This window comes from Telluribacter roseus (genome assembly GCF_017355915.2).
In the GTDB taxonomy this organism is placed as follows: domain Bacteria; phylum Bacteroidota; class Bacteroidia; order Cytophagales; family Spirosomataceae; genus Telluribacter.
In genome coordinates, this window is sequence record NZ_JAFEUV020000012.1 from 50,689 (window position 1) to 75,025 (window position 24,337).

At 50.1% G+C, this 24,337-nt stretch carries 18 protein-coding genes; 12 read left to right on the forward strand and 6 right to left on the reverse strand.

Annotated elements, in window-relative coordinates; all coding sequences use genetic code 11:
* The first annotated feature begins 3 nt into the window (after positions 1 to 3).
* The 4 genes from JTN23_RS19570 (at position 4) to JTN23_RS19585 (ending at position 6,320) form a co-directional block, all read left to right on the forward strand.
* A complete protein-coding gene (locus JTN23_RS19570) occupies positions 4 to 1,101 on the forward strand; it encodes an acyltransferase family protein (protein ID WP_247236727.1) in 1,098 nt (365 codons plus the stop codon).
* 190 nt (positions 1,102 to 1,291) lie between these two features.
* Positions 1,292 to 2,269, forward strand: coding sequence for a dihydrodipicolinate synthase family protein (locus JTN23_RS19575; protein WP_247236728.1), 978 nt, complete (start codon positions 1,292 to 1,294; stop codon positions 2,267 to 2,269).
* A gap of 1 nt (position 2,270) precedes the next feature.
* Positions 2,271 to 3,779, forward strand: a complete 1,509-nt coding sequence (locus JTN23_RS19580; RefSeq protein ID WP_247236729.1) for a sodium:solute symporter family protein — start codon at positions 2,271 to 2,273, stop codon at positions 3,777 to 3,779.
* 270 nt (positions 3,780 to 4,049) lie between these two features.
* Entirely contained in the window at positions 4,050 to 6,320 is a 2,271-nt protein-coding gene (locus tag JTN23_RS19585; RefSeq protein WP_247236730.1) for an NADP-dependent malic enzyme, read from the forward strand.
* 54 nt (positions 6,321 to 6,374) lie between these two features.
* Here JTN23_RS19585 and JTN23_RS19590 read toward each other — a convergent pair whose 3' ends face one another.
* Positions 6,375 to 6,818, reverse strand: a complete 444-nt coding sequence (locus JTN23_RS19590) for a response regulator (RefSeq protein ID WP_247236731.1) — start codon at positions 6,816 to 6,818, stop codon at positions 6,375 to 6,377.
* 251 nt (positions 6,819 to 7,069) lie between these two features.
* On the opposite strand from JTN23_RS19590, the gene JTN23_RS19595 reads away from it, so the two are divergent.
* From JTN23_RS19595 to JTN23_RS19605, 3 genes are all read left to right on the forward strand, one after another.
* Positions 7,070 to 8,356 carry a sensor histidine kinase gene (locus JTN23_RS19595; RefSeq protein WP_247236732.1) on the forward strand — a complete coding sequence of 429 codons (1,287 nt, stop codon included), beginning with the start codon at positions 7,070 to 7,072 and terminating at the stop codon, positions 8,354 to 8,356.
* Between the two features lie 245 nt (positions 8,357 to 8,601).
* The gene (locus JTN23_RS19600; RefSeq protein ID WP_247236733.1) at positions 8,602 to 9,948 is read left to right on the forward strand and encodes an NAD(P)/FAD-dependent oxidoreductase; all 1,347 of its coding nucleotides are present in this window, start codon (positions 8,602 to 8,604) and stop codon (positions 9,946 to 9,948) included.
* 44 nt (positions 9,949 to 9,992) lie between these two features.
* The gene (locus JTN23_RS19605) at positions 9,993 to 10,520 is read left to right on the forward strand and encodes a YceI family protein (RefSeq protein WP_247236734.1); all 528 of its coding nucleotides are present in this window, start codon (positions 9,993 to 9,995) and stop codon (positions 10,518 to 10,520) included.
* 57 nt (positions 10,521 to 10,577) lie between these two features.
* On the opposite strand, the gene JTN23_RS19610 is transcribed toward JTN23_RS19605, so the two are convergent.
* Complete coding sequence (locus tag JTN23_RS19610) at positions 10,578 to 11,339, reverse strand: NUDIX hydrolase (RefSeq protein WP_247236735.1); 762 nt, start codon at positions 11,337 to 11,339, stop codon at positions 10,578 to 10,580.
* Between the two features lie 275 nt (positions 11,340 to 11,614).
* Here JTN23_RS19610 and JTN23_RS19615 point away from each other — a divergent pair, with 275 nt between their 5' ends.
* The 3 genes from JTN23_RS19615 (at position 11,615) to JTN23_RS19625 (ending at position 15,904) form a co-directional block, all read left to right on the forward strand.
* Positions 11,615 to 12,571, forward strand: a complete 957-nt coding sequence (locus JTN23_RS19615) for a ParA family protein (RefSeq protein ID WP_247236736.1) — start codon at positions 11,615 to 11,617, stop codon at positions 12,569 to 12,571.
* Between the two features lie 61 nt (positions 12,572 to 12,632).
* Positions 12,633 to 13,607 (forward strand): ParB N-terminal domain-containing protein, encoded by a 975-nt coding sequence (locus JTN23_RS19620; RefSeq protein WP_247236737.1) that lies wholly within the window; start codon positions 12,633 to 12,635, stop codon positions 13,605 to 13,607.
* Positions 13,608 to 14,977: 1,370 nt separating this feature from the next.
* Positions 14,978 to 15,904, forward strand: coding sequence for a replication initiation protein (locus tag JTN23_RS19625; protein ID WP_247236738.1), 927 nt, complete (start codon positions 14,978 to 14,980; stop codon positions 15,902 to 15,904).
* 65 nt (positions 15,905 to 15,969) lie between these two features.
* Here the strand turns inward: JTN23_RS19625 and JTN23_RS19630 are convergent, their stop codons facing one another.
* The 4 genes from JTN23_RS19630 to JTN23_RS19645 form a co-directional block, all read right to left on the reverse strand.
* On the reverse strand, positions 15,970 to 16,119 hold the full coding sequence (locus JTN23_RS19630; RefSeq protein WP_247236739.1) for a hypothetical protein: 150 nt from the start codon (positions 16,117 to 16,119) through the stop codon (positions 15,970 to 15,972).
* A 238-nt stretch (positions 16,120 to 16,357) separates the two neighbouring features.
* Positions 16,358 to 17,794, reverse strand: a complete 1,437-nt coding sequence (locus JTN23_RS19635; protein WP_247236740.1) for a RagB/SusD family nutrient uptake outer membrane protein — start codon at positions 17,792 to 17,794, stop codon at positions 16,358 to 16,360.
* A 36-nt stretch (positions 17,795 to 17,830) separates the two neighbouring features.
* Positions 17,831 to 21,067 carry a SusC/RagA family TonB-linked outer membrane protein gene (locus JTN23_RS19640; protein WP_247236741.1) on the reverse strand — a complete coding sequence of 1,079 codons (3,237 nt, stop codon included), beginning with the start codon at positions 21,065 to 21,067 and terminating at the stop codon, positions 17,831 to 17,833.
* 736 nt (positions 21,068 to 21,803) lie between these two features.
* Positions 21,804 to 22,784: an aldo/keto reductase gene (locus JTN23_RS19645; protein WP_247236742.1), complete on the reverse strand. Its 981-nt coding sequence runs from the start codon at positions 22,782 to 22,784 to the stop codon at positions 21,804 to 21,806.
* A gap of 219 nt (positions 22,785 to 23,003) precedes the next feature.
* On the opposite strand from JTN23_RS19645, the gene nudC reads away from it, so the two are divergent.
* Positions 23,004 to 23,930: an NAD(+) diphosphatase gene (nudC, locus tag JTN23_RS19650; protein ID WP_247236743.1), complete on the forward strand. Its 927-nt coding sequence runs from the start codon at positions 23,004 to 23,006 to the stop codon at positions 23,928 to 23,930.
* A 131-nt stretch (positions 23,931 to 24,061) separates the two neighbouring features.
* Positions 24,062 to 24,244, forward strand: coding sequence for a hypothetical protein (locus JTN23_RS19655; RefSeq protein WP_247236744.1), 183 nt, complete (start codon positions 24,062 to 24,064; stop codon positions 24,242 to 24,244).
* The last annotated feature ends 93 nt before the right edge of the window (positions 24,245 to 24,337 follow it).

Below are 24,337 nucleotides of genomic sequence, written 5' to 3' on the forward strand. Positions count from 1 at the left end.
GTAATGGAGCGCTCCGGAAACCGGCTGATTTCGCTTGATGCCATGCGTGGGTTTACCATAGCGGCCATGATACTGGTAAATTTCCCGGGCGATGGTGACCAGGTTTACCCTCCCCTCCAACACTCCGTCTGGAACGGGCTCACCTTTACGGACCTGATCGCTCCCTTTTTTCTCTACATCGTAGGTGTATCGATAGCCCTGGCTTACGGCCGAAAGCTCTTCACCAATACGCTGGACGCAGGCGTGTACCGTAAGATCGTGGTGCGTTCGCTGAAGATCTTTGCCGTTGGGATGTTCCTGAACCTCCTGCCCAACTTTGATTTTGCGGAGCTGCGCTGGACAGGTACCCTGCATCGTATCGCTATTGTATTTCTGGTGTGTGCGCTCTTGTTCCTGCATACTGGCTGGCGGGTTCAGGCCCTGGCAGGGGCTTTGATCCTGATTGGCTACTGGCTGGCGATGACGCTGATCCCTACCCCCGGAACGGGCCGCGTCATGCTGGAGCCGGGCGTAAACCTGGCCGCCTGGGTAGACTCGCAGTACCTGCCCGGCCGGATGTGGCAGGGTACCTGGGACCCCGAGGGTATTCTAAGTACCTTTCCTTCCATCGCAACGGGTATCACGGGTATGCTGGCGGGCCGGCTACTCATCAGCGGCTATGAGCCGAGCCACAAGGTCAACTACCTGATGACCGCCGGACTTTTTACCGCTGCGCTGGGGTACTTCTGGGGCCTGGTATTTCCGGTGAACGAAAACCTGTGGACCAGCTCCTTTGTGCTGGTCACGTCGGGACTGGCCTCCCTCCTGCTGGGAGCCATGATGTTTCTGGTGGATATCCTGGATCGTACGAAGGGTATGGCACCGGGGGTTATTTTTGGAGCCAATGCCATTACGGTCTATGTACTGGCCGATATACTTTCCATCCCGTTTTACCAGATCCCCATTGGAGATTCTACGCTGAACAGCCATGTCGTAGCTGGTCTTACCACAGCAGGTGTAGCACCCCGGCTGGCCAGTATGGTATTTGCCCTGCTCTTTGTAGGTATCAATTTTATCCCGGCTTACCTGCTTTACCGTAAGAAAGTCTTTATCAAGCTGTAACCCCATTTGCCCTCTCAGCCCCCTACATTATCAGAAGTAATATACGAGCCGTAGGATTCACTAAAACAAACGGAGCGAATAGCCTGAATCTCACGGTACGAGGTACTATTGGTTAGAGTTGGTAGAGAAATAGCTTTTCTCAAGTACCGATACGAATCCTAAGACTGTACCCTTAACCCTGTTCAGCTATATGTTACAATCCATGAAGTTGCCCGATGGGCTGTGGCCCGTCATGCTAACCCCCTTTACCAAAACCAACGAGGTAGATCTGGACGGGCTGGAGAGGCTTACGGAGTTTTATATAGAGGCCGGCTCTAATGGCTTATTTGCCAACTGCCTCTCGAGCGAGATGTATCAGCTAACCGAGGAAGAACGCTTGCTGGTAACCTCACAGGTAGTCAAAAAGAGCGGGGAGCGGGTGCCGGTGGTAGCCACGGGTACATTCAGCCGATCCGTAGCCGAGAATGTGGCCTTCATCAAAAAGATACACGATACCGGCGTGCAGGCCGTGATCCTGATCACCAGTATGCTGGCGGAGCCGGATGAAAGTGAAGAGGTACTGCGCGGCAGGCTGGAACAGATCCTGGAACAGACGGGGCAGATCCCATTGGGGGTGTACGAATGTCCGGTACCCTACAAGCGCCTGCTGAGCCCCGCCCTGATGCAGTGGATGGCCCAAACGGGCCGCTTCCTGTACCATAAGGATACCAGCTGCCACTCGGGAGCACTGGAGCGCAAGGCCCAGGCTATCGGGGGTACCGACTTTAACCTGTACAACGCCGATACCACCACAGCGCTTGATTCGCTGGATGCGGGGGCCAATGGTATCTCCCCTATTTCGGCCAACTACTATCCGGAGCCCTACCGGTACCTGCTGGATCAGTACCAGCAGTACGGGAGAAGCGAGGAGGTTACCCGGCTGCACGCCATGCTGACCATGATGGACCGGGTCACGCACACCTACTACCCCTACGCGGCCAAGGTGTTTCTGCAGCGGCGCGGCCTGAAGATCGAAACCAGTACCCGCATTCCCTGCGAAACGATGCCGCAGGTCGATCGCCTACGCTTCCAGGCCCTGATGGATTCATTCCAGGCTTTGGCCGCGCAGCATGGTTTTCCTCTGGTGCTCCAGCCTGTTCACTATACCGACACCACTGCCTCCCTCTGATATGAATCTGCAACTAACGGATCTACTGGTCTTTGTATTCTACATGGGGGGGATCACCCTCTTTGGGAGCTCGTTCTATGCCAGGAGTAACTCCTCATCGGCCTTTACCCTGGGCAACAGTAACTTTCCCGCCTGGGTAGTGACCATGTCCATCTTTGCTACCTTCGTAAGTAGTATCAGTTTTCTGGCGCTGCCGGGTACAGCCTACCTGTCCAACTGGAACGCCTTCGTATTCAGCTTATCGCTGCCTATTTCGTCCATCATGGCGGTTAAGTTTTTTGTACCGCTCTACCGCCGGATCAACAGTCCGTCGGCCTATGCCTACATGGAGATGCGGTTTGGACTATGGGCACGCATCTATGTATCAGCCTGTTACCTGCTCACCCAGATCATGCGGATAGGTACCATTCTGTACCTACTCGCGCTGCCGGTGACTACCCTGCTGGGATGGGACATTGTGACTATCATCGTGGTGACGGGCCTAACGGTAATGGTATATTCGCTGCTGGGAGGTATACAAGCGGTAATGTGGACGGACGCCATCCAGGGGATCGTACTTATAACCGGTGCCCTGATGTGCCTGCTGTACATTTGGTACCTGATGCCCGAAGGTCCCGCTCAGGTATTTACCATTGCCAGTCAGCACGATAAGTTCAGCCTGGGTAGCTTCGGGACGAGCCTTACCGAATCTACCTTCTGGGTGGTACTGATCTACGGTATCTTTATCAACCTTCAGAACTACGGCATTGACCAGAACTACGTACAGCGGTACATGGCCTCCCGTTCGGACAGCGAAGCCAAGCGCTCGGCATTTTTTGGCGGGCTCCTGTACCTGCCGGTATCATTTCTGTTTTTTATGATAGGTACCTCGCTGTTTTCCTACTACACGGCCGTACCGGAGGCTCTTCCGGCCACCCTTCGCGACTCTGCCATGAGCGACCGGGTTTTCCCCTACTTTATAGTTGACAAACTACCTCCCGGACTAACCGGCCTGCTGATCGCCTCCATCTTCGCGGCCGGTATGAGTACGGTTTCGACGAGTATCAATAGCTCGGCTACGGTTTTTCTGACCGATTACTATAAGCGTTTTAGCCGTTCGGAGGTTACGGATCAGGCTTCCATGAAGGTACTGTATGGTACTTCGTTTGTCATAAGTGTGCTGGGCATCCTGATCGCTATCGCCATGATCGACGTCAAGAGCGCGCTGGATGCATGGTGGAAAATGGCGTCGGTATTCAGCGGGGGTATGCTGGGGCTGTTCCTACTGGGGGCGTTCGTAGAAAAGATCAACCGGAAAGGGGCCGTTGTGGGGGTAGTACTAGGCCTGATTATAATCCTGTGGATGAGCCTCTCCCCTATCTTTTTTTCAGATAGTGAGTGGGTAAGCCCCTTCCATGGCTACCTAGCCATTGTGTTCGGCACCATGACTATTTTTCTGGTAGGATTTCTGTCATCCTTCCTCATTAAGAACAAAAATAAAGAAACCACGCCGGTATACGAGCCGGATTAATATACTGACTTAGGTACAGGGCGGACAACTACAGACAGGGCGTTTTGGGTTGTCCGCTTTTTTTGTTCGTGAACATCCTCCTTTAATCGGGTTTACTACCTGACTACCTGCTGAATACTTTCTCTGAGTAGTCTCTGCACAGAGTACCTTAATTTCATACTATAGGATATTCAGTGCTTCAAATCAGGAAATTGAGTTTACTTTTGATCCGGAAAAGCATTTTGTAGCCAAATCATCACTACTATTGCGACACTTCACTCAACAAGTACCATGATAAAGATCAACAAACAGGACGCCCTGAACTATCACCAGCATGATCAACCCGGAAAGATAGAGGTGGTGCCCACTAAAATGCTGAGTACCCAGCTGGACCTGGCCTTGGCCTACTCTCCCGGTGTAGCCGAACCCTGCAAGGAAATAGCCAATAACAAAGATGACGCTTATAAGTACACGTCAAAGGGTAATCTGGTAGGTGTTATCTCCAACGGTACCGCCGTACTGGGTCTGGGCAATATTGGTCCTGACGCTTCCAAACCGGTGATGGAGGGAAAGGGAGTACTTTTCAAGAAATTTGCGGGGATTGATGTATTTGACATCGAGATTAACTGCACCGACCCGGACGAGTTTATCCGCATAGTGCGGTCGCTGGAGCCTACCTTCGGGGGTATCAACCTGGAAGACATTAAGGCGCCCGAATGCTTTCAGATCGAAACGGCCCTGCGGGAGCAGATGAATATCCCGCTCATGCACGACGACCAGCACGGTACGGCTATCATATCGAGTGCGGCCCTGCTCAACGCGCTGGAGCTCGTCAACAAGGACATCAGTACCATCAAGATGGTCATGAATGGGGCCGGTGCGGCCGCTATTTCCTGCCTGAAACTGTACCTGTCACTGGGATTGAACGTGGAGAACGTGGTCGTGTTTGACAAAGATGGTATCATCAACGCCGACCGTCAGGACCTGGACCCGTACCGTACGCAGTTCATTACCAAACGAAATATAAGTACCCTCGAGGAAGCGATGGGCGGGGCGGATGTATTCATTGGACTGTCGGCGGGTAATGTACTACCGCCGGAGTACGTGAAGCTCATGGCCAAAGACCCGATCATATTTGCCCTGGCCAATCCGGACCCCGAAATAGCCTATGACCTGGCGATGTCGATCCGGGAAGACCTCATTATGGCTACGGGTCGTTCGGATCATCCCAATCAGGTCAATAACGTACTGGGCTTCCCGTATATATTCAGGGGAGCGCTGGACGTACGGGCTACGGAGATCAACGAAGCCATGAAGCTGGCCGCCGTAAAGGCCCTGGCCGAGCTCGCCAAAGAGCCTGTTCCTGAGCTGGTTACCAAAGCCTACGGCGATAGTACCATTACATTCGGGAAGGAGTACCTGATCCCCAAGCCTCTGGACACCCGACTGATTACCCACGTAAGCCCAGCCGTGGCTCGTGCGGCCATGGAGTCGGGAGTAGCGCGCCACCATATCGAAAACTGGGATCAATACGAGCAGGAGCTTATGGAGCGCATTGGTATCGACCAGAAGCTGATGAACCGCATCGTAGCGCAGGCCAAAAAGAGTCCCAAACGGATTGTTTTTGCCGAAGCGGACCACATCAAGATCCTGAAAGCGGCTCAGCAGGTGCTGGAGCAGAAAATCGCCCACCCTATCCTGCTCGGTAACCAGGAAAAGATCAAGACTATCATCAGAGAACACGGTCTGGACCTGTCGGAGGCTACCATCATTGATCCGACTAAGGAAGAAACTATGCTTGAAGAGTTTGCGCAGGTCCTCTACCAGAAGCGCAACCGCAAGGGGATGACCCTGCTGGATGCCCGTCAGGCGGTACTTTCGCGCAACTACTTTGGTAGCCTGATGGTCGAGACCAACCAGGCTGATGCCCTTATCTCGGGGCTTACCCGCGATTACTCCAAGACCATCCTGCCGGCCCTGCACGTCATAGGGGTAGAAGACGGCGTCAACCGGGTAGCCGGTATGTACATTGTACAGACCCACAAATCGCCCTACTTCCTCGCTGATACTACGGTGAATGTAGACCCTACCGCCGAAGAGCTCTGTGATATTATTGGATTGTCGGCCAAGGCCGTGCGGTTCTTTGATGCGGAGCCACGTATGGCGGTACTCTCCTACTCCAACTTTGGATCCAGCCGGGGCCCCATACCTTCCAAGGCAGCCGAAGCCGTCAAAATTGCCAAAAAGAAGTACCCGGAGCTGATCATAGATGGTGAGATTCAGGCCAATACAGCCGTAAACAAAAACCTGCTGCAGGACCACTACCCATTCAGCCAGCTGGCCGAGAAAGGAGCTAATACCCTTATATTCCCGGATCTGAACTCCGGAAACATTGCCTATAAACTATTACAGGAGATAGGTGGAGCCGAAACCATCGGGCCCATCCTGATGGGTATGCGCAAGCCGGTTCACATCCTGCAGCTGGGTTCATCTACCCGTGACATCGTCAATATGGTAGCCATCGCGGTGGTGGATGCCCAGACCCACAGCAGGGAGATCTAAAGCAAACAGGGGTCAGGACCCATTACTATGGTCCTGACTCCTATCCTATTCCGGTTACAATCTATCGCCAGGCAGTGTAACCGTATCCCACCAGTACTGGCGCAAGGTTTCAAAGTACTTCAGCCAGCTGTTATAATCCGTCGGCTTCACCAGGTACGCCGTAGCGCCGTAATTATACACTTCCGCAATATCATTGGTATCCTTTGAGAAGCTAAGGATTACCACCGGTACCTGTACAAAGGGCGATCCTTCCTTTTTTAGTTCTCTTAATAGCTGCCACCCCTGCTCACGCGTGGGCAGGTACAAGTCCAGGAGTATGATCTTGGGCAGATTGGCCCTGCTATCCAGGCAATTCTGCAGGTATGTGCGCGCTTCTTCCCCATTGATTGCCAGTACGGGTTCAACATCTGGTAACCGGTCTTTGAGCGCTGATTCTATAATAAACCAGTGATCCCGGTTGTCTTCAACGATTAATATATGTGAACGATTATAGTTCATTACTTAACAAGGGGGTGTTTTAGCTGTTGTATCTAGTATAGAGCTCCATTACCTTATTAGCAGCAAACAATCTGTAAATACCAAAGTAAGGTAGGCTTAATTTTTCACTATTGGGCTCTATTCATTGCTTACTATGTAAAATATGATGCCATGAGGGCTATCAAGTAGCCTATTCTATGGCAATGGTTGCAGAATCCTTATGTAATAAGTATCCTACTAGTTGAAATCATGTAATTCATACGAGCATATCCATGGCAGCAACTGAAAGAAATGAACAGCCGGCGCATCTGGCCTCCTACTTATTCAGTCGACGGGAGGCTATCCTGAACAACTGGCGCAGAACCTGTGAAGAAGACATCAATCTGCCCTCGCTCAGGACTATGTCACGTGAGGAGTTCAACAATCTGGTACCACTACTCCTGGATATCTATGAACTACGATTACAGGATATCACAAAAACGGATGATCCGACTATGATCAGCAGCCAGCATGGCCTCCACCGCTGGCATAATGGCTTTTTGTTTAGGTACCTGCTTATAGAAATTAAATATCTGTACCAATGCCTGGCCGATGAACTGGACCGGTACTGGCAATTGTATCCGGAAACGTCAGCCACCGTAATAAAAAAAGCCTATAACCTGCTGATTGGGATTATGGGCGAAACTATAGATGGAAGTGCCAGCCGATTTGATGAGTTACAGCACCTGCAAGCGGCCAGCCGTGCGGCCAATCTGGAAAATGCTTTTAACCGGCTCAACGAGCTTTCGCGGGAAAGGGACGATATACTGCGTACATCCTCCCATGACCTGCGCGGCAGTATGAGCATCATCCAAAGTGCGGCCTTTATGCTGGACATGGAAGGCAAATCAGACGAGGAACGCAGGCAGCTCATAGAAATGCTCAACCGTAACCTGCAGAATGTCCAGGGTATGCTACAGCAGCTCATGAGCCTGGCCCGACTTGATGCAGGTCAGGAAAAACTTGAAATCACAACCTTTGATGCTTCTCACCTGCTCTTTGAGCTTGTAGAAAGTACTACCCCCCTGGCAGATGAACGGGGTATAAAGCTACTCGCCGATGGACCCCGGCAGCTCCTGGTCACTACCGATGAAGTTAAAATCAAACGTATCGTCCAGAATCTGCTGTTGAATGCGCTCCATTATACACCTTCGGGCGTAGTATCGGTTACCTGGGCTACCGAGAGCGAGTCCCGCTGGACCCTGACTGTACAGGACTCCGGGCCGGGGTTACCCGAAGGGCTGGTATCCCTGCTGGTCAATCACCTGAAGCCCCCCCTCGAAAACACGGCCATCTTCAACAAAGAGGATGCAAAGAGCATTGATATAACCCAGACGGTAGGGTATAATGAGTACATGCTCAAGAACAATCCTCTTAAGACCGGTGAGGGGGGCGAAGGTGTGGGATTGTACATTGTGAAGCGGTTGTGTGAGATGCTGTCGGCCACCATGGATGTAGAGACATTCCCGGGCAAGGGTACGCTGTTCCGGATACGCTTTCCTCTTAATCTGCACTCTTAAAGGCCGTATAGCTACGAGAGTAGTCAGCATCATATACCTGAGGATCTAAACATTTACCGGTCTATACGTATTTAGTAATCATAGCAGTAGGTAGTAGCCGTGTCAGCTCCGGCCCGGGTAGAATGAGGATTTTAGGCCGCAGCCCAATACGGGTCCTTCTGATCCTGCCCCCTGGCTGTACGTGGCATACTTTTTTGCCTTCTGAATAGATTAACCGTTTCACGATCAGTTTCAACCTATTGACTATGCTCGAGATAGACAAGCTTTCACTTAATATACCCGAAACTACCAAACCACGGGTAGTTATCATAGGGGGAGGTTTTGGTGGTATAAATCTTACTAAAAAGCTGGCAGGCAAGGATTTTCAGGTGGTGATGTTTGACGTACAGAACTACCACGGATTCTGGCCTCTGCTCTATCAGGTAGCCACGGCCGGTCTGGAGCCTGATGCCATCGCCGAACCCCTGCGCAAGATGTTTGGCAGTGATGAGTACGAAGATTTTCATTTCAGGCTGGTACGCGTTACCTCCGTCGACCCGGTCACCAAGACGGTACACACCGTAATTGGAGATATCCACTACGATCATTTGGTGATAGCTACCGGTACCAAGTCCAACTACTTCGGGAATGATCAGATCAGGAAGTATGCTTTCCCGCTCAAGAAAATACCCGATGCACTCAACCTCCGGAGTCAGCTCCTGCAGTGCTTTGAGCAGGCCAGCATGATCAAAGATCCCGACATTCAGCAGAGCCTTCTCAACTTCGTGATCGTTGGCGGGGGGCCAACGGGTGTAGAGCTGGCAGGGGCGCTGGCCGAGATGCGCCGGTACATCCTGCCTTCGGACTATCCTGGGCTGGATTTTTCAAAAATGAACATTTACCTCATTGAAGGCCTGGACCGTGTACTACCTCCCATGGATCCCAAGAGCAGCGAAAAAACCAGAAAGTACCTCGAAAAGCTGGGAATTAATATTCGCCTCAACACCCTGGTAGAATCTTACGACGGCAATACCGTTACTTTCAAAGGCGGTGAACAGATCCGGGCTCATACGCTGATCTGGGCAGCCGGTGTGACGGGAGCCGTCATTGAGGGCTTACCGGCTCAGTCGGTCGAACGCGGCAAAATACTGGTTGACCGGTACAATCAGGTACTGGGCTGCGAAGGCATCTATGCGATCGGGGACGTAGCCCTGATGCGAACGGATAAGTACCCCAAAGGCCACCCGGGGGTAGCTCAGCCAGCCATCCAACAGGGAAAGCTACTCGCCAAAAATCTCAAAAGAAAGATCAGAAACGAACAAATGGAGGAGTTTGAGTACTTCGACAAAGGTTCGCTGGCCATCATTGGCCGAAACCGCGCCGTGGCCGACCTACCGGGTAATATTCACCTGGGAGGTTTTTTTGCCTGGGTTACCTGGCTGTTTGTACATATCATGTACCTGATCGGCTTCCGGAACAAGCTGGTTGTACTCAGCAACTGGTTGTATAAGTTCTTTACGTATGAGAATGGTACCCGTTTGATTATCCGTCCATTTGTCCGTAAGGGAGATAAAGCCACTCAGGAGTTTGTAGATAAGTACAGGATGGAGTAAAGCGAAGTTAATTAATACATGTTACACTAATAAATTGAATAAGTATGGCTACATGGACATTGGATCCTGCGCACAGCGAAGTGCAATTTAAAGTAAAGCACCTGATGATCACTACCGTCACGGGGTACTTCCGTACGTTTGATGTAACAGCCCAAACGGAGGGAGACGATTTTAGCAATGTCACTGAATTGGTTTTTACGGCGGATGTTGATTCGATCAATACCAATAACGATCAGCGTGATACGCATCTGAAGTCACCTGACTTTTTTGATGCCACCAATCACTCTCAGATCCGCTTCGTGGGCAAGACCTACGAGCAAACCGGTGACGATACGGCGGAGTTGCAGGGAGACCTTACCATACGAGGGATAACCAAGCCAGTTACTGTACATGTCGAACACGGAGGAATAGTAGTTGACCCCTACGGCCAGACTAAAGCCGGCTTCACCGTAAACGGCCGAATCAGCCGGAAGGAGTTTGGACTTAACTGGAATGCCGTTACCGAAGCCGGTAGTGTGGTGGTCAGTGACGAAATCAGACTCAATGCCGATATCCAGCTGGTGAAGCAGTAGTAGTATCTACCAGCCTATATAAAAAAGGCCCTGTTAGCAGTAACAGGGCATTTTATTTTACAGGAACATCAGACTACCCTCTTCGAGTGCTGCCTCGTACCGTTCCCTATTAAAACTGTACAGGTACGGTGAGCGGTGCGCTCCTCCTTTCCGGCGTTCTTTCAACCTGTCCAGGATCTGAAGCCCCAGTATCTTCTTTTGAAAGTTTCGGGGGTCGAGCGAGCGCCCCAGTATTGTTTCGTAGAGTCGCTGCAATTCAGGCATGGTAAACTTCTCCGGAAGCAGATTGTAGCCTACGGGTTGCAGGTTAAGCTGTATGCGAAGCGTTTTCAACGCTGATTCGATAATTGCGTTATGATCGAACAGCAGATTAGGCAGTCCATCAACATCCCGCCACTCACAGGCTTCGGTCAGGAAGTCAGGCGTGGGCGTTACCTTCGAGAAATCCACCAGCGCGTAATAGCCGATGGAGACGGTACGGTTGGTCCACCGGTACTCGCTAAAAGGTAGACCCAGTCGCTTCCAGGTATCTTCAATATCGTACCTCTCTACCGAACCAAACGTCTGGAACTGCCGCAGGAAGATATCCGTCAGTCCTGTCCGTTCTTCCAGTACCCGTTTGGCCGAATCATCCACCGACTCTGTTTTATGTATAAATCCTCCCGGTAGGCTCCATTCATCCGTGTTCTTCCAACGGACCAGGAGTACTTTCAATTGGTTTTCATAAAAACCAAAAATGATACAATCTACAGAAAGGTAGGGTATGGCTTCGGTATCAATCCGGTTGTAGTGGCTTTCGACTTGCTTTAAATAATCCATAAGAGAAAAACCTGAGGTCATTCACTAGCTAGGTGAGAAAAGTACGTAAAGCTAAATAAGTAAAGAGCAATCTCAACCTACTATGCTGAATATTCATTACTACGTATATAGAGGCTGGCCTGTTTATGAGCCTGGATAAGCATTCGCAGACACGTAGAGGTAGTAAATGGATAAAAACAGCGTGAAATGCGAAAAATGTGTCTATAAATTTTGACATTATTCTTCTAAAAACCTTTATTTGTCTAAATAACTCGCCTAACCCCAATCATCATTTTATGCTCACGCACGAAAAAGCAGTAGAGTTTTTCCAGAAAAATCCAGCCTTATCCCTTTCCGTTATAGAAAAAGAAGCCGGATTGCCCTCCAGTACTCTTTCCAAGGCAGTAGCCGGTAAACGCAACCTGAATGAAAAGCATCTTCAGGCTCTGCAACCTGTTGTAAGCAAGTACGGGTACCGCGACCAGCAGCAGTCCAAGGCCAAAATTATTTCTATCATTAATCATAAAGGAGGCGTTGGCAAAACCACCACTACCATCAACCTGGGAAAAGCCCTGTCGCTGCTAGGCAACCGGGTACTCCTGATCGATATGGACTCGCAGGGAAACCTGACCCAGGCGCTGGGCATTGATGAACCGGAGCGCCAGGTGGTGAACTCCCTGCTGCAGAGCGAGCCGCTTCCGCTGTATTCCATCGCCGAAGGCTATGATCTGGCCCCCAGTGACCTGGAGCTGGCGTATGCCGATCTGGAACTCGTACAGGCCGTAGGCGGAGTAAATCAGCTTCGTAATGCGCTGGCTCCCCTCCGACCTCAGTACGACTATATCCTGATCGACTGCCCCCCGGCCCTCAATATCTTTACCAACTCATCCCTGGTTGCTTCTAACTCCTGCCTCATTACCTTACAACCCGAAGCCTCCGCCATGAAGGGGGTGAGTAACCTGTTTGACCGTATCTTCCAGGTCCGTGATCGCATCAACTATGAGTTGAAAGTAGAGGGCATCGTACTCACCATGGTAGACAAGCGCCTGAAGGTACACCGTGACATGATAGAGTACGTCAACAATACCCTGGGCGACTTCCCGATCTTCAAGACCGAGATCCGGAACAACGTAACCATCAAAGAATCACAGATAGCCCAGCAGGATATATTCAGCTACGCCGAACACTCCAACGGAGCTGAAGATTACATGAATCTGGCCAAGGAACTCATGTCGGGTAGTTATCGGAAGTAGAAATAAGATTGTACAAGACAACCCATGTAGGAGAGGGGCCACGGCCTACTATTAACAAATCATGCAGATGAAGAAATACCAGAGCTTCCTTGGGGAGAAAAAAATGATAAAAGATCAGGGGCTGCTCCGGCACGAGGAGATCCGCCGGCAGATAAAGGTACTTCCCGAGCTGGAGGAACTGATTCCACCCCTGCAGGAGGATGAATTCAGACAGCTGGAAGAAAACATCATTAAAGAAGGATGTCGCGAGGCATTGCTGATCTGGGAAACTACCGAGAACCATGTCAGCGAGTCGGGTGACCCGGGTACTCACAATTTCATACTGATCGACGGGCACAATCGTTACCGGATATGTCAGAAAAATCAGCTGGACTTCAAAATTCACCTAGTTGCTTTTCCTTCGCTCCCGGAGGTAAGAGAGTACATGATCGATAACCAGCTCGGCCGTAGAAACCTTTCACCCGAACAGATATCCTACCTGCGTGGTAAGAAGTACAACGCCCAGAAGATTAGCCGGGGCAAATACGATCGCAGCAGCCATAAGGGTCAAAATGTCCTTTATGAGGGGGAGCAGGAGTCGCAGGAGCATAAAGGTCAAAATGTCCCTTATGGTAGTGAAGCCATGGGATCTACTTCACAGCGCCTGGCGAAGCAGTTTAATGTTAGTGAAAAGACTATAAAGAGAGATGCTGAGTTTGCCGAGGGGCTGGATAAGCTGTCACCTTCGCTGCGCAAGGATATACTGAGCGGTAAAGCCAACGTAAAAAAATCGGATATACAGCAATTGGCTAAGGCACCCATCACAGCGGGCGAAGCGATAGAAGATCTAGCCCAGTACGTACAGGTACCAGCTACTGGTAAGCCAGCCAATGCTCCGGAAGCGAAAGATACGGGTAGTGATAAAAAGTCCGAACTGAGAAAGAGGTTGTCGGAACTGGTTATCCAATTGGATAAAGGAGGCAGTCAGATAGGTAAGATATGTGATGAGATCGTTGAATGTGCTTCGAATCTGAAAGAACTGTCAAAGAAGAAGTAGGGACACAAATGTAGTAGGAGAGGAGCATAAAGGTCAAAATGTCCTTTATGCTCCTCTTTTCTTTAGTAGGTTGAACAATAAGCTTTTACAGACATTATTACGACAAAATCCTCGCGAAAAGGCAACGGTAAAGTGTGGGTATGTATATGTAAGACCTTGGATGAAATACGATAACTGCGACAAAATCCTAGTGAAAATGGCACAACGAGTAGCGCCTGTACCCGTCAACTACGACAAAAACCTCGCGTTATCCAGCCACACTTCATAAAGATCAGGTACTTCAGAATGTATAATGTATTTGAAGTATTAGTATTCAACTACGACAAAATCCTAGCAAAATCAGCACTGATGACACGCTATAGTTCGAGCTCATTTACGACAAAATCCTAGTAACATTATCTGCTCTGCTTAATGATGACCAGAAGTCTGCATACCTAACCGCCAAACTATCTAATTACGACAAAATCCTCGCGGTTCGAAGCTTGTGGTACCAGGTATACTGCGAAGTGTTACAAAAAGCAGCATCGTAAACTGCGTCAAAATCCTCGTCAAAGAGCAGAGCTGACCATATGAGGATTCTCTGTGTACTACGACAAAATCCTCGCGTTGTATGGGTATAAGAGGGGTATAGGAGCCTACATTAATTACGACAAAAACCTCGTCAAAAGGAGGTCTGAATCCCTGGCTACCATAGCTAATTACGACAAATTCCTAGTCGTTTGTCTACCAGATGTACATAGCCCGGAGCTTGTATTTAACTTTTCAAAGCTAAGGTGGGACGAAAGGTATACTGGAAGAACCAGGGTGGGGGAAAGGTAGCCGAGGTACTACATCTGGATCATGCAATGCTGTCATTGCTAAGGATATGCCCTACGATCTACCGGTAGGCTACCTAAACTAGCGATTAAGGCTAAAAGGCATTGGTACAGAGGCAGTTCTTTCCAACTACGACAAAATCCTCGTGGCGGGCCTACTTGTTCTCAAAGGGCTTGAAGCTTGTTTTTCTTTGTTTTTTCTGGCTTTAGCTACCCTTTCTGGAGTTATCCACACTGTAAAGTACCCTAAAAGCTCTACAGCAATCTATTGTGTATTTATTTATGATATTTATACTTGTTATTTGAGGGTGATACATGTCGCTGTTAATGAGCGGGTTAGAGGACGTTTGTGCGACAGAATCCTCGTTTTGTACGTCATATTCCTAGTTACGTGCGACACTTTCCTCGAGCAACTACGGCAAAATCCTCGTTTGCTGCGACAGAATCCTCGAACACTTGCGACAAAAACCTAGTTAATTGCGACAAAAGTTATCCACTGTCGCAGTAGTGTAGGAGTTTTTCTTATATTGCGTCTGTTATCTCCCCATTTCGCCCATGAAATCTAAGGAAAAAGCCGTTATACAGGAAGTCGCGCATAAATTAATTACGCAGGACAACGCCATTACGAGTGCCCGGTATGAGATGTCCGCACTAGAGAAGAACATTGTGTACCTGCTCATGGGGCAGCTCAAGCAAAGCGACCAGTCCGACACGCTGTACTATATATCCGTACGGGAGCTGATGGACCTGACCCACACGAAGAACTCCTACGAAGACCTCAAACGGGCCACTGAGAGCCTCGTAGGGCGTGTATTGAGCATTCCCCGACCTAACGGCAACCTCCTACAGGCGTCACTAATATCATCGGCTGAATATATCTACGGGCAGGGCATCATTGAAATCAGCCTGGACCCCAAGATTCGCCCGTACTTCTTCGATCTCAAGAAAAACTTTACCACCTTCCAGCTGCACATGGCCCTTAGCCTCAACAGCAAGTACGCGAAGCGGATCTACGAAATGCTCTCGCAGTACAAGGACCTGGGACACCTGAAGCTCAACCTGCTCGAAATAAAGAAAAGGCTGCACCTGTACGATGAAAAGAAAGGAGAGGAGCAGTACCAGAACTGGAATGATTTCGTGCGGAGGATCCTGAATGTGGCGAAGAAGGAGATCAACGAAAAAACAGACCTGAAAGTCGACTACAAGGGCATCAAGAAGGGACGCAAGTATGTAGATGTAGAATTCACGATCAAGTTGAAGGACGGGAAGCAGATACCCCTTACCCTTGATGATACCAATACGATGCTATTTAGCCGCCTGGTGAACGATTTTCGCCTACGACGTGATCAGGCTGCCCTGGTCGTAGAAAAGTACCCTGTACCTGAAATAAACAAGACTCTGTACGACATCAGCCTCAAGATGGCCGATGGCAGCGTAGGGAATGTTGGAGCCTATACCGCCAAGGTATTTGGGCTGAACTAGGGTAGGGGAAGAGTGGCAACGGCTGGTAAGTAGCCGTACAGGCCCTTAAGACAAAAGGAAACCGGTCAGGATTCCTTATCTGCGCGTTTAGAAGCCAGGTTTCTCATTTGCTGAAGAGCCTCCTGACGGGACATCCGGTTTTTATTGTTCTTCACTTCGCTGATAGCCTCTTTGGTAACACGGCCCTTAAAGAAGTTGAGTAAGGCGATTAACATCTGTTATTTCATTTACTGGGTAATAAATATACTCTGTTGCCACTATAAGTAAAGCAGGTGTTCCACCGGGTATACTACCTTTCAGGCAGAATTAACGAGTGGTAGTAGAGATGGCTACTACTAACATGCCCAACAACTCCTAAATATACACAGATCTTGCCTTTGCTCCTAATATTCTACATAAAACAGCCGCCCTGGCAAGATGCCAGGGCGGCTGTTATTTTACCAGAGGTACCGCTTAGTACCCCTCATTCTGCTGGATCTTGGTCGGATTTATGTCGATCTGGCTTTGTGGAATCGGCCAGATCAGGTTGTTCTGCGTCAGCGGTGTTTTGATACCGATGGCAGTCGCCTTGGCCTGTAACACCGGCAAAGCACGTCCGGTCCGGACCAGATCAAACCAACGGTGCCCTTCGAAAGCCAGCTCTACCCGGCGCTCCTGCTCGATAGCCAGGCGCATCGCTTCCTGTGCAGTGACCGAAAGGGCATTTAGACCGGCACGGGTACGGACCTGATTGAGGTAGGGGAGGGCCTCGGCGGTTCTTCCCAATTCGTTCAGTGCCTCGGCGTACATCAGCAGCACATCGGCGTAGCGCAGTACGGGCCAGTTGTCGTCGGAGTCGCCGGATACCACGGGAGTATCCAGGTACTTCTTCACGAAGTAGTAGTCCACCCGGTTACCCGCTGCGTTGACATAGCTGGTAGCCATTGACACATTCCGACGTACGTCGCCGGCTTCGTAGGCTTGCTCCATATCGGGCGTAGGGCGGTTGTTTCCTCCCCCTCCGAATAGTACTACGGCGTTTCCGGAGTTCTCGGGTGCAAATGCATTGGCAAAACCACTTCCCTCACGGGGTACCAGACCCTTCTTGTACTGTACGTCAAAAATGGACTCCTTATGGTTTTCATTGGCGGCATTGAATACATCCGCATAGTTGGGAAGTAAGGCATACTGGCCGCTATCGATCACCTCTTTGAGCTTAGCCGCGGCTTCGGCGTACTGCCGGTTGGTCAGGTATACCTTACCTAGTAGCGATTTGGCGGCTCCACTGGTTGCCCTGCCTATATCGGTACCTGTATAGCTGGCCGGAAGTACCTTCTCGGCATCGGTCAGATCCCTGATGATCTGAGCATATACTTCGGTAACAGGCGCGCGGCCGTACTCATACCCTTCGGCCGGATCGGTAATCTCCTTCAGGACCAGGGGTACAGCACCAAATACCCGCACCATGTTAAAGTACATCAGGGCGCGCAGAAACTTGGCTTCACCGGTTATCCGGGCTTTTAGGGCTTCGTTCATGTTTACCGCGCCTATACGATCAATGACCGTATTGGTACGGTAGATGCCCCGGTAGCCGTCATTCCAGCGCTCGAGCAGCACCGGATTGGTCGTACGGATGTAGAACTTGTCAAACTCATCCTGATCCGTCACCGAGCCCGAAAGCACCGGTGTCGTGTTGTCCGAAGGAATCTCACCTACTATATAGAAGTTACCGTACTGGCCGGGGGCCTGTAGTATGGCATAGGCGGCATTGATGGCGGTAACCATATCCGCCTGCGTCTTAAAGAAGTTGTTGGTGCTGGTAGTCGAAACCGGACTCAGGTCCAGGAACTCTTCCCGGCAGGAGGTCAGGCTAAGCGCTGCCAGAAAGGCTATTACTATTTTCTTTTTCATGTTGATTCTTTATTAGTGGTACTATCACCTGATTGCTTAGAATGAGAAGTTTACGCCAATGGTGTACGTACGGGCCAACGGATACGAACCGTAATCTACACCGCCCGTCAAAGCGCTCTCATACCCACTTACTTCGGGGTTATAACCCAGGTACTTACTGAAAGTAAAGGCATTCTGTACACCGGCATATACCCGGGCATTCTGAATCTTTACACGCTCAGAAAGAGTACGGGGAATGTTGTAGCCCAGGGTAATGTTCCGGATACGGAAGTAGCTGGCACTTTCTACCCAGCGGCTGGATATAGCGTTGGTATTTCCGGTAGTACGCATGTTAGCTCTGGGTACTATTCCATTACCGGGCTCTTCCGGTGAACGCCAGCGGTTCAGTACCGTAGTAAGCTGGTTCTGGTTTCCTTCCAGGTTTTCGATAAAGCGACGACTGAGGTTCAGGATTTGGCCACCCTGTACACCCTGGGTAGCGATGCTCAGGTCAAATCCCCGGTACGTAAAGGTGTTGTTAAAGCCATAGATAAAATCAGGCTGATTGTTACCAATGATCGTACGGTCGTTGGCATTAAGTACGCCATCATTGTTGATATCCGCAAATTTCACGTCGCCGGGACGAGCATCAGCGAAGTGCGGATACGAATCCAGGTCGGCCTGATCACGAAATACCCCAAGCTGCTGATAGCCGTAGAAGTTACCCAGGGGCTGACCGATCACGGTGATGTTGGTTTCGCCTACACCGGATCCGCTACGGATAGCATCACCGGTGGGCCCCAGTGCCAGTACCTTGTTGCGGTTGAATGAGAAGTTAATGTCGGTCGTCCAGGTGAATTTGCCTACGGCATTGCGGGTCATCAGGCCAAATTCCATCCCCTTGTTTTCAACCTTACCGATGTTCTGGTTAGCAAAAGAAAAACCGGTTACCGAAGGTACCTGTACCTGCAGGAGCAGATCGGACGTAATGCGAGAGTAGTAGTCGGCGGTCAGGAATATACGGTTTCTTAATAGACCCAGCTCGAGACCTATGTCCGTCTGGCGGCTCTTTTCCCAGGTCAGATTTGGGTTACCGATCAGGTTGGTGGCCAGACCACTCCTGAGTCCACCCCCGAACACGTAGTTGTCAATACCCAATGTACCTACTGAGCCATAGTTGGCAAAAGCGTTGTTACCCGAAAGACCGTAGCTGGCTTTCAGCTTCAGCTCCGATATAGCGGCTATATCTTTCAGGAAAGGCTCCTCGCTGACCCGCCAGCCTACCGAAGCCGAGGGGAAGGTACCGTAGCGTTTGTTGGCTCCGAAGCGTGAAGAACCGTCGCGGCGTACCGAGGCATTAAAGATATACTTGTCGCGCAGGGTATAACCTACTCTACCGAAGTAAGACGCCATTGACCATTGCTCCTTGAGCGAAGTACCCCCTGATATTACCCCGGCATTGACAGTACGCACGATATCAGTAGGGAAGTTATTGGCTTCGATCCGGTTAAGCTCGAAGGTGTTCTTCTGGGCTTCCACTCCCACCAGCGCACTGAAGCGGTGATCAGTACCCAGCTCAAAGTTGTAGTCAAGTACATGGTTAGTTACCCAGCTGATGTTTTCGTTAGTTATAGATGAGCCTGTGTTAACAGTAGGCGGAAGCAACTGGTTGAGAGGCATGGTAGACGCACGGAACTGGTTCTGACGCAGGAAGGTAAGATCCCCGCCAATGCTACCCCGGTACTTCAAGTTATCCCAGATACCAATTTCCAGATAGGTATTTCCCAACAGGCGAAGTGTATTGACATGATTGTCAGCTTCGGTGATGTTAGCTACGGGATTGGTTACACCCGGCCAGTCGTAAGGAGCTGCTACCGAAGCCTGCGAGTTGTAGGTTATGCCATCGGCCTGGAAGACAGGTATAACCGGTACCAGCGCCAGGGCCGAATTGATCACACCATTACTAGCCCAGTGGCCATTCGAGTTCACCCGGCGATCCATGGTATAGCTGGGGCTCAGGCTCATACCAACTTTCACCCTCGGGAGGAGCTGCGCATCAATATTGGAACGGAACGTATATCGGTTGATTCCTGATTCTCTAATAATACCATCCTGCTTCAGGTAGTTACCCGATACCATGTATTGTAGCTTATCAGTACCGCCGGAGGCAGCCAGTTGGTAGTTGCTGATGGGAGCTTTCCGGAAAATCAGGCTCTGGTAGTCATAGGATTGTAAGCTGGCCGGATCGTCAAAGTTCAGATTGGGAAATTCACCTCGGGGATACCGGTAGCGCTGACCGGCCGGACGGGCACTGTTAGGATCATTGATTGAAGCACCGGGTACCCGATCCAGGTAGGCATTGTTGGTACCATCCTTATTGAACTCGGCAAACTGCTGGGCATTGAGCATATCCATGGTTTTGCTTACTTCCTGAATACCGGTATAGTAGTCGAAGCTCACGGTGCTCTTGCCTGCTTTTCCCCGCTTGGTCGTTATCATAATTACCCCGTTGGAACCGCGTGAACCAAATATAGCCGTGGCTGAGGCATCTTTCAGTACATCAATGGTTTCGATATCGTTGGGGTTGATCAGGTTAAGTCCACTACCGCTGATCAGGTTTCCTTCGATCTGATCACCCGGGTTCAGGGGCTGACCATCCACTACAATCAGTGGACCGTTGCCGGCGCTGATCGAGCCCAATCCCCGGATCTTGATAGCAGGACCACTTCCCGGCGAACCCGACGCCTGCTGTACCAGTACGCCGGGCATACGTCCGGCCATGCCTTCACCTATATTCGTGACGGGCATATCCTTGATCGCCTGCGTGTTGAGGGAAGAGATAGAGCCGGTCACATCTCTTTTGCTCTGCGTACCGTATCCAACCACCACCACTTCGCTAAGCGCCCTGACATTGGTACCTAGCTGGACGTTCAGGGTAGTATTGTTACCCACGGGCATCTCCATGGTTTCGTATCCTACAAAGCTGAAAACCAGCACCGCACTTTGATCGGGTACGGCCAGGGTAAACGCTCCATTGACATCCGTAGTAGTACCTCTGGATGTACCTTTAACAAGTATACTTACACCGGGTAGGGGGGCGCCTGTTTCATCAGTAACGGTTCCTCTCACAGTCACGTCGGCTACACTAATCTTTTGCCTTTCGGTCAATAAGGATCTATCCCTTTCAGAGGGGGTAGCCATGGCTAAGCTCGAAACACCAACAGCCAGGCTAATGTGCAGGAGAAGCCCTGGTAGCCGGTGGTATGGTTTGGGATGAGTCAAAGGTTTATTCATAATTTTAATTAGGTTGTTAGGTAAGCAGAATCTAAAAAAGTACTGGATATGATTACGTATGACAACGTTGCCGGTTGTGGTTACTGGCTCTACCGGGCTATGGCAGCGTACCTGCGTGTACTAAAACTGGGTAGAATTATAGGTTTGAGCATAGGCAACCAGGTTTTGTTTTGTAGGAGTAGTAGTAGGCTTTTATTTTTTCAGGTCCGGTATAGTACTATTTCGGTGATCCGCAGCAATGACTAATTCTTTGACTTTGATACCAGAAGAGGGGGGAAGCGGATGCCTGTTTTATTTTAAAATAATTTACCAAATTTAATCTAATAAATAAATAAAATAATACAAATAGCTGGTACTTACTATCAGAATGTAGTATAGTATATGATTAGGGACTGCCTGAAGCCGCTTTTACCCTGAACGGCTTTGTGTATTATCAACACATACAAACTGACTCCAGAGAAACCTATTCACTGTGCCTGAATGGATTACCGTCCGGCATTTTCTTAGAAAAAGTATAAAATTTGTTGTAAATAACTCTTTGCTGCAACTGCTATACGTTACTAGAGACGTTTGTTGCTCTAATTGTTTTAAATAAATGGATTATTAAAAAGCCCGTCGACCTGACAACGTCAGACCACCGGGCTTTTTATAAATAGCGTGAGGTACTACTACCTGTACAAGTGATATTTGTCCGGCTACACTGAGTACTCCATCCGAATCATTTTACGTCATGCAATTAATGGTTTGTCATTCTCGCCATTTCAGCATTATAGCGGGGGCCGATGTTGGGGTACTTCCGGAGTAATGTCTCAATTGCGACTAAATCCTCGTTTGTCAGGGATAGGTCGACCGCGGCAGCGTTCTCCTCCAGGTACTTTCTTTTCTTGGTTCCGGGTATGGGTATGATGGTCTCTCCCTGAGCCAATACCCACGCCAGGGCCAGTTGGGCGGGTGTTGCATGTTTGGAGCTGGCTATGGCGGCGAATTCTTCCGCCAGCTTCTGGTTGTTCAGGGCGTATTCATCCTGATAGCGGGGTAGCTTTCGTCGGAAATCATTTTCTCCAAGATTCGAAATATCCAGGGTATTCGTCACCAGTCCGCGCGCCAGGGGGCTAAATGGAACAAAGGCAATACCCAGCTCACGGGTCAGCGGTAGTATTTCATCCTCTACCTCACGGGTAATTACCGAGTACTCACTCTGCAACGCCGCAATGGGATGCACGGCATGAGCCTTACGAATGGAGCTCGCTGATGCCTCCGAAAGCCCCAGGTACCTGACCTTTCCTTCTTTGACCAGTTCGGCCATCGCCCCTACGGTTTCTTCAACGGGTACGTGGGGGTCCACGCGGTGAGCATAGTACAGATCAATGTAGTCGGTGCGTAAGCGCTGGAGGCTCCTTTCCACGGCCGTTTTCAGATAGGCGGGCGATCCGTCAAAAACCTGCTTGACATCAGCATCCAGTTTGAAGCCAAATTTAGTAGCCAGGAATATCTTATCACGATTAGGGACCAGTACTTCCGACACCAGCTTTTCGTTCTCCCCATTGGCGTACATATCAGCCGTATCCCAGAAAGTAATGCCCAGCTCAATGGCCCTCTGCAGGGTAGCAATGGATTCTTTGTCGTCTGGCTGGCCGTAGGCATGGTTCATACCCATACATCCCAGTTCGATGGCCGATAGCTCCACATCGGTATTTCCAAGTTTTCTCAATTTCATTGGCTAAAAGTATTTTAAGTGAAAACAGGTATAAACTGTTGGCAATAAGGGAGAAGCGTAACTCCCTCATAAATGTATCAAAACTATGCATAGCATTAAGCAGGGGAGGGTAGATGGAGCACCTTATCGCCAGGAGTAGCCGTGTTTGCAAGGTTTGAAAACTACATGCTGGTTTTGGATGTTCGTAGGAGATACAACTACTATACAGGCAGGGCTTCTATGCAAAGCGATCATTCCAGGAAAACCAATGTATTCGCGGCCGGTACCCTGTATCGGGTGTCTGAGTCGAGGGTAGATGAGCAGTATATACAGGCAAAGCTGCATGATCCGGCAGCCCACTTTGTCCCAGTCTGGAAGAATAAAAACCTGGTAGCGGCGGGTGATCCGCTCCAATCGGTGTACATGTCCTATGATCAGGCGGCTCCTATGCTTACGGATTCAGCTCCCCTTATTTTTCTGGGTGTACTGGAGGGCATCCCCCACTTTGCCTTTGCCCTGCCCGACGAGGCACCCGTTGACACCCTATTCCCGGCCGGACAACAATTTAAAGACCTCCGAGATATTGGTGTGCTCCTTACGCAGGACGAAGGGAGCCTCTATGCCTACGCCCGGGCGCTGGTACACTGGCATCGTACCCACCAGTACTGTGGCCGGTGTGGTAGCAAGACCATCAGCCAGGAAGCAGGGCACGTACTGCAGTGTACCAATCCAGCCTGTGCGCTTCGGCATTTCCCCCGAACCGATGCAGCCATCATTGTACTGATTACATATCAGGAGCATTGCCTGCTCGTAAGGCAATCGGTATGGCCAGAGGGAATGTATGCCACGGTAGCCGGTTTTCTGGAGCCGGGCGAAAGTCTGGAAAATGCCGTAGCCCGTGAAGTGATGGAGGAGACAGGCCTGGAGCTGGAACATATAGAGTACCACTCTTCCCAACCGTGGCCGTTCCCGGCCTCCATCATGATTGGATTTACAGCACAGGCCACCACTATGGAGTACAAGCTTGATCAGCTGGAGATTGAGCAGGCTATCTGGGTAACAAGGGAAGAGCTATCTGTGAAACTTAAGGAAGGTACTCTTAAACTACCTCCACCACTATCCATTGCTTCCCGTCTAATTGATGACTGGTTTCGTGCGGGTGAGTAGTACTTCCTGTTTTAATTATAGGCAGTCATAGATCTGGAAAGGCTAAAACAACAGGAGAAATTTGGACTGATCCGATTAACAATTCGCAAGGCTGCTGGTTACATTAGGGACACACCAAAACTTTAAATGCTATGACTAAGGGACATAATAAAGGCACAAATAATGAGCAACAATCGAAAGAAGATGTGAAGCATGTGCAGGGCCAGGATAACCATCTGAAGCATAAGGACCGCGAAAAGGGATCCTCTTCCCGCTCCGGCCGCAGTGCCGACGATGACCCATCGGGAGGTACCAAGGGGGGGAATGCTGTTTAAGAGCTAAGGCTAGCCTTCAGATACCAGATTTTTTAAAGTCCAGCCGGGGGTAAGCATCTCCTGGCTGGACTTTACTTTTTACTATCCAGCTCA

What these genes read in the sequence shown, in the direction of transcription:
- JTN23_RS19570 (WP_247236727.1), top strand. Translation starts at nt 4, where the DNA reads ATGGAGCGCTCCGGAAACCGGCTGATTTCGCTTGATGCCATGCGTGGG.
- JTN23_RS19575 (WP_247236728.1), top strand. Translation starts at nt 1,292, where the DNA reads ATGTTACAATCCATGAAGTTGCCCGATGGGCTGTGGCCCGTCATGCTA.
- JTN23_RS19580 (WP_247236729.1), top strand. Translation starts at nt 2,271, where the DNA reads ATGAATCTGCAACTAACGGATCTACTGGTCTTTGTATTCTACATGGGG.
- JTN23_RS19585 (WP_247236730.1), top strand. Translation starts at nt 4,050, where the DNA reads ATGATAAAGATCAACAAACAGGACGCCCTGAACTATCACCAGCATGAT.
- JTN23_RS19590 (WP_247236731.1), bottom strand. Translation starts at nt 6,818, where the DNA reads ATGAACTATAATCGTTCACATATATTAATCGTTGAAGACAACCGGGAT.
- JTN23_RS19595 (WP_247236732.1), top strand. Translation starts at nt 7,070, where the DNA reads ATGGCAGCAACTGAAAGAAATGAACAGCCGGCGCATCTGGCCTCCTAC.
- JTN23_RS19600 (WP_247236733.1), top strand. Translation starts at nt 8,602, where the DNA reads ATGCTCGAGATAGACAAGCTTTCACTTAATATACCCGAAACTACCAAA.
- JTN23_RS19605 (WP_247236734.1), top strand. Translation starts at nt 9,993, where the DNA reads ATGGCTACATGGACATTGGATCCTGCGCACAGCGAAGTGCAATTTAAA.
- JTN23_RS19610 (WP_247236735.1), bottom strand. Translation starts at nt 11,339, where the DNA reads ATGGATTATTTAAAGCAAGTCGAAAGCCACTACAACCGGATTGATACC.
- JTN23_RS19615 (WP_247236736.1), top strand. Translation starts at nt 11,615, where the DNA reads ATGCTCACGCACGAAAAAGCAGTAGAGTTTTTCCAGAAAAATCCAGCC.
- JTN23_RS19620 (WP_247236737.1), top strand. Translation starts at nt 12,633, where the DNA reads ATGCAGATGAAGAAATACCAGAGCTTCCTTGGGGAGAAAAAAATGATA.
- JTN23_RS19625 (WP_247236738.1), top strand. Translation starts at nt 14,978, where the DNA reads ATGAAATCTAAGGAAAAAGCCGTTATACAGGAAGTCGCGCATAAATTA.
- JTN23_RS19630 (WP_247236739.1), bottom strand. Translation starts at nt 16,119, where the DNA reads ATGTTAATCGCCTTACTCAACTTCTTTAAGGGCCGTGTTACCAAAGAG.
- JTN23_RS19635 (WP_247236740.1), bottom strand. Translation starts at nt 17,794, where the DNA reads ATGAAAAAGAAAATAGTAATAGCCTTTCTGGCAGCGCTTAGCCTGACC.
- JTN23_RS19640 (WP_247236741.1), bottom strand. Translation starts at nt 21,067, where the DNA reads ATGAATAAACCTTTGACTCATCCCAAACCATACCACCGGCTACCAGGG.
- JTN23_RS19645 (WP_247236742.1), bottom strand. Translation starts at nt 22,784, where the DNA reads ATGAAATTGAGAAAACTTGGAAATACCGATGTGGAGCTATCGGCCATC.
- nudC (WP_247236743.1), top strand. Translation starts at nt 23,004, where the DNA reads ATGCAAAGCGATCATTCCAGGAAAACCAATGTATTCGCGGCCGGTACC.
- JTN23_RS19655 (WP_247236744.1), top strand. Translation starts at nt 24,062, where the DNA reads ATGACTAAGGGACATAATAAAGGCACAAATAATGAGCAACAATCGAAA.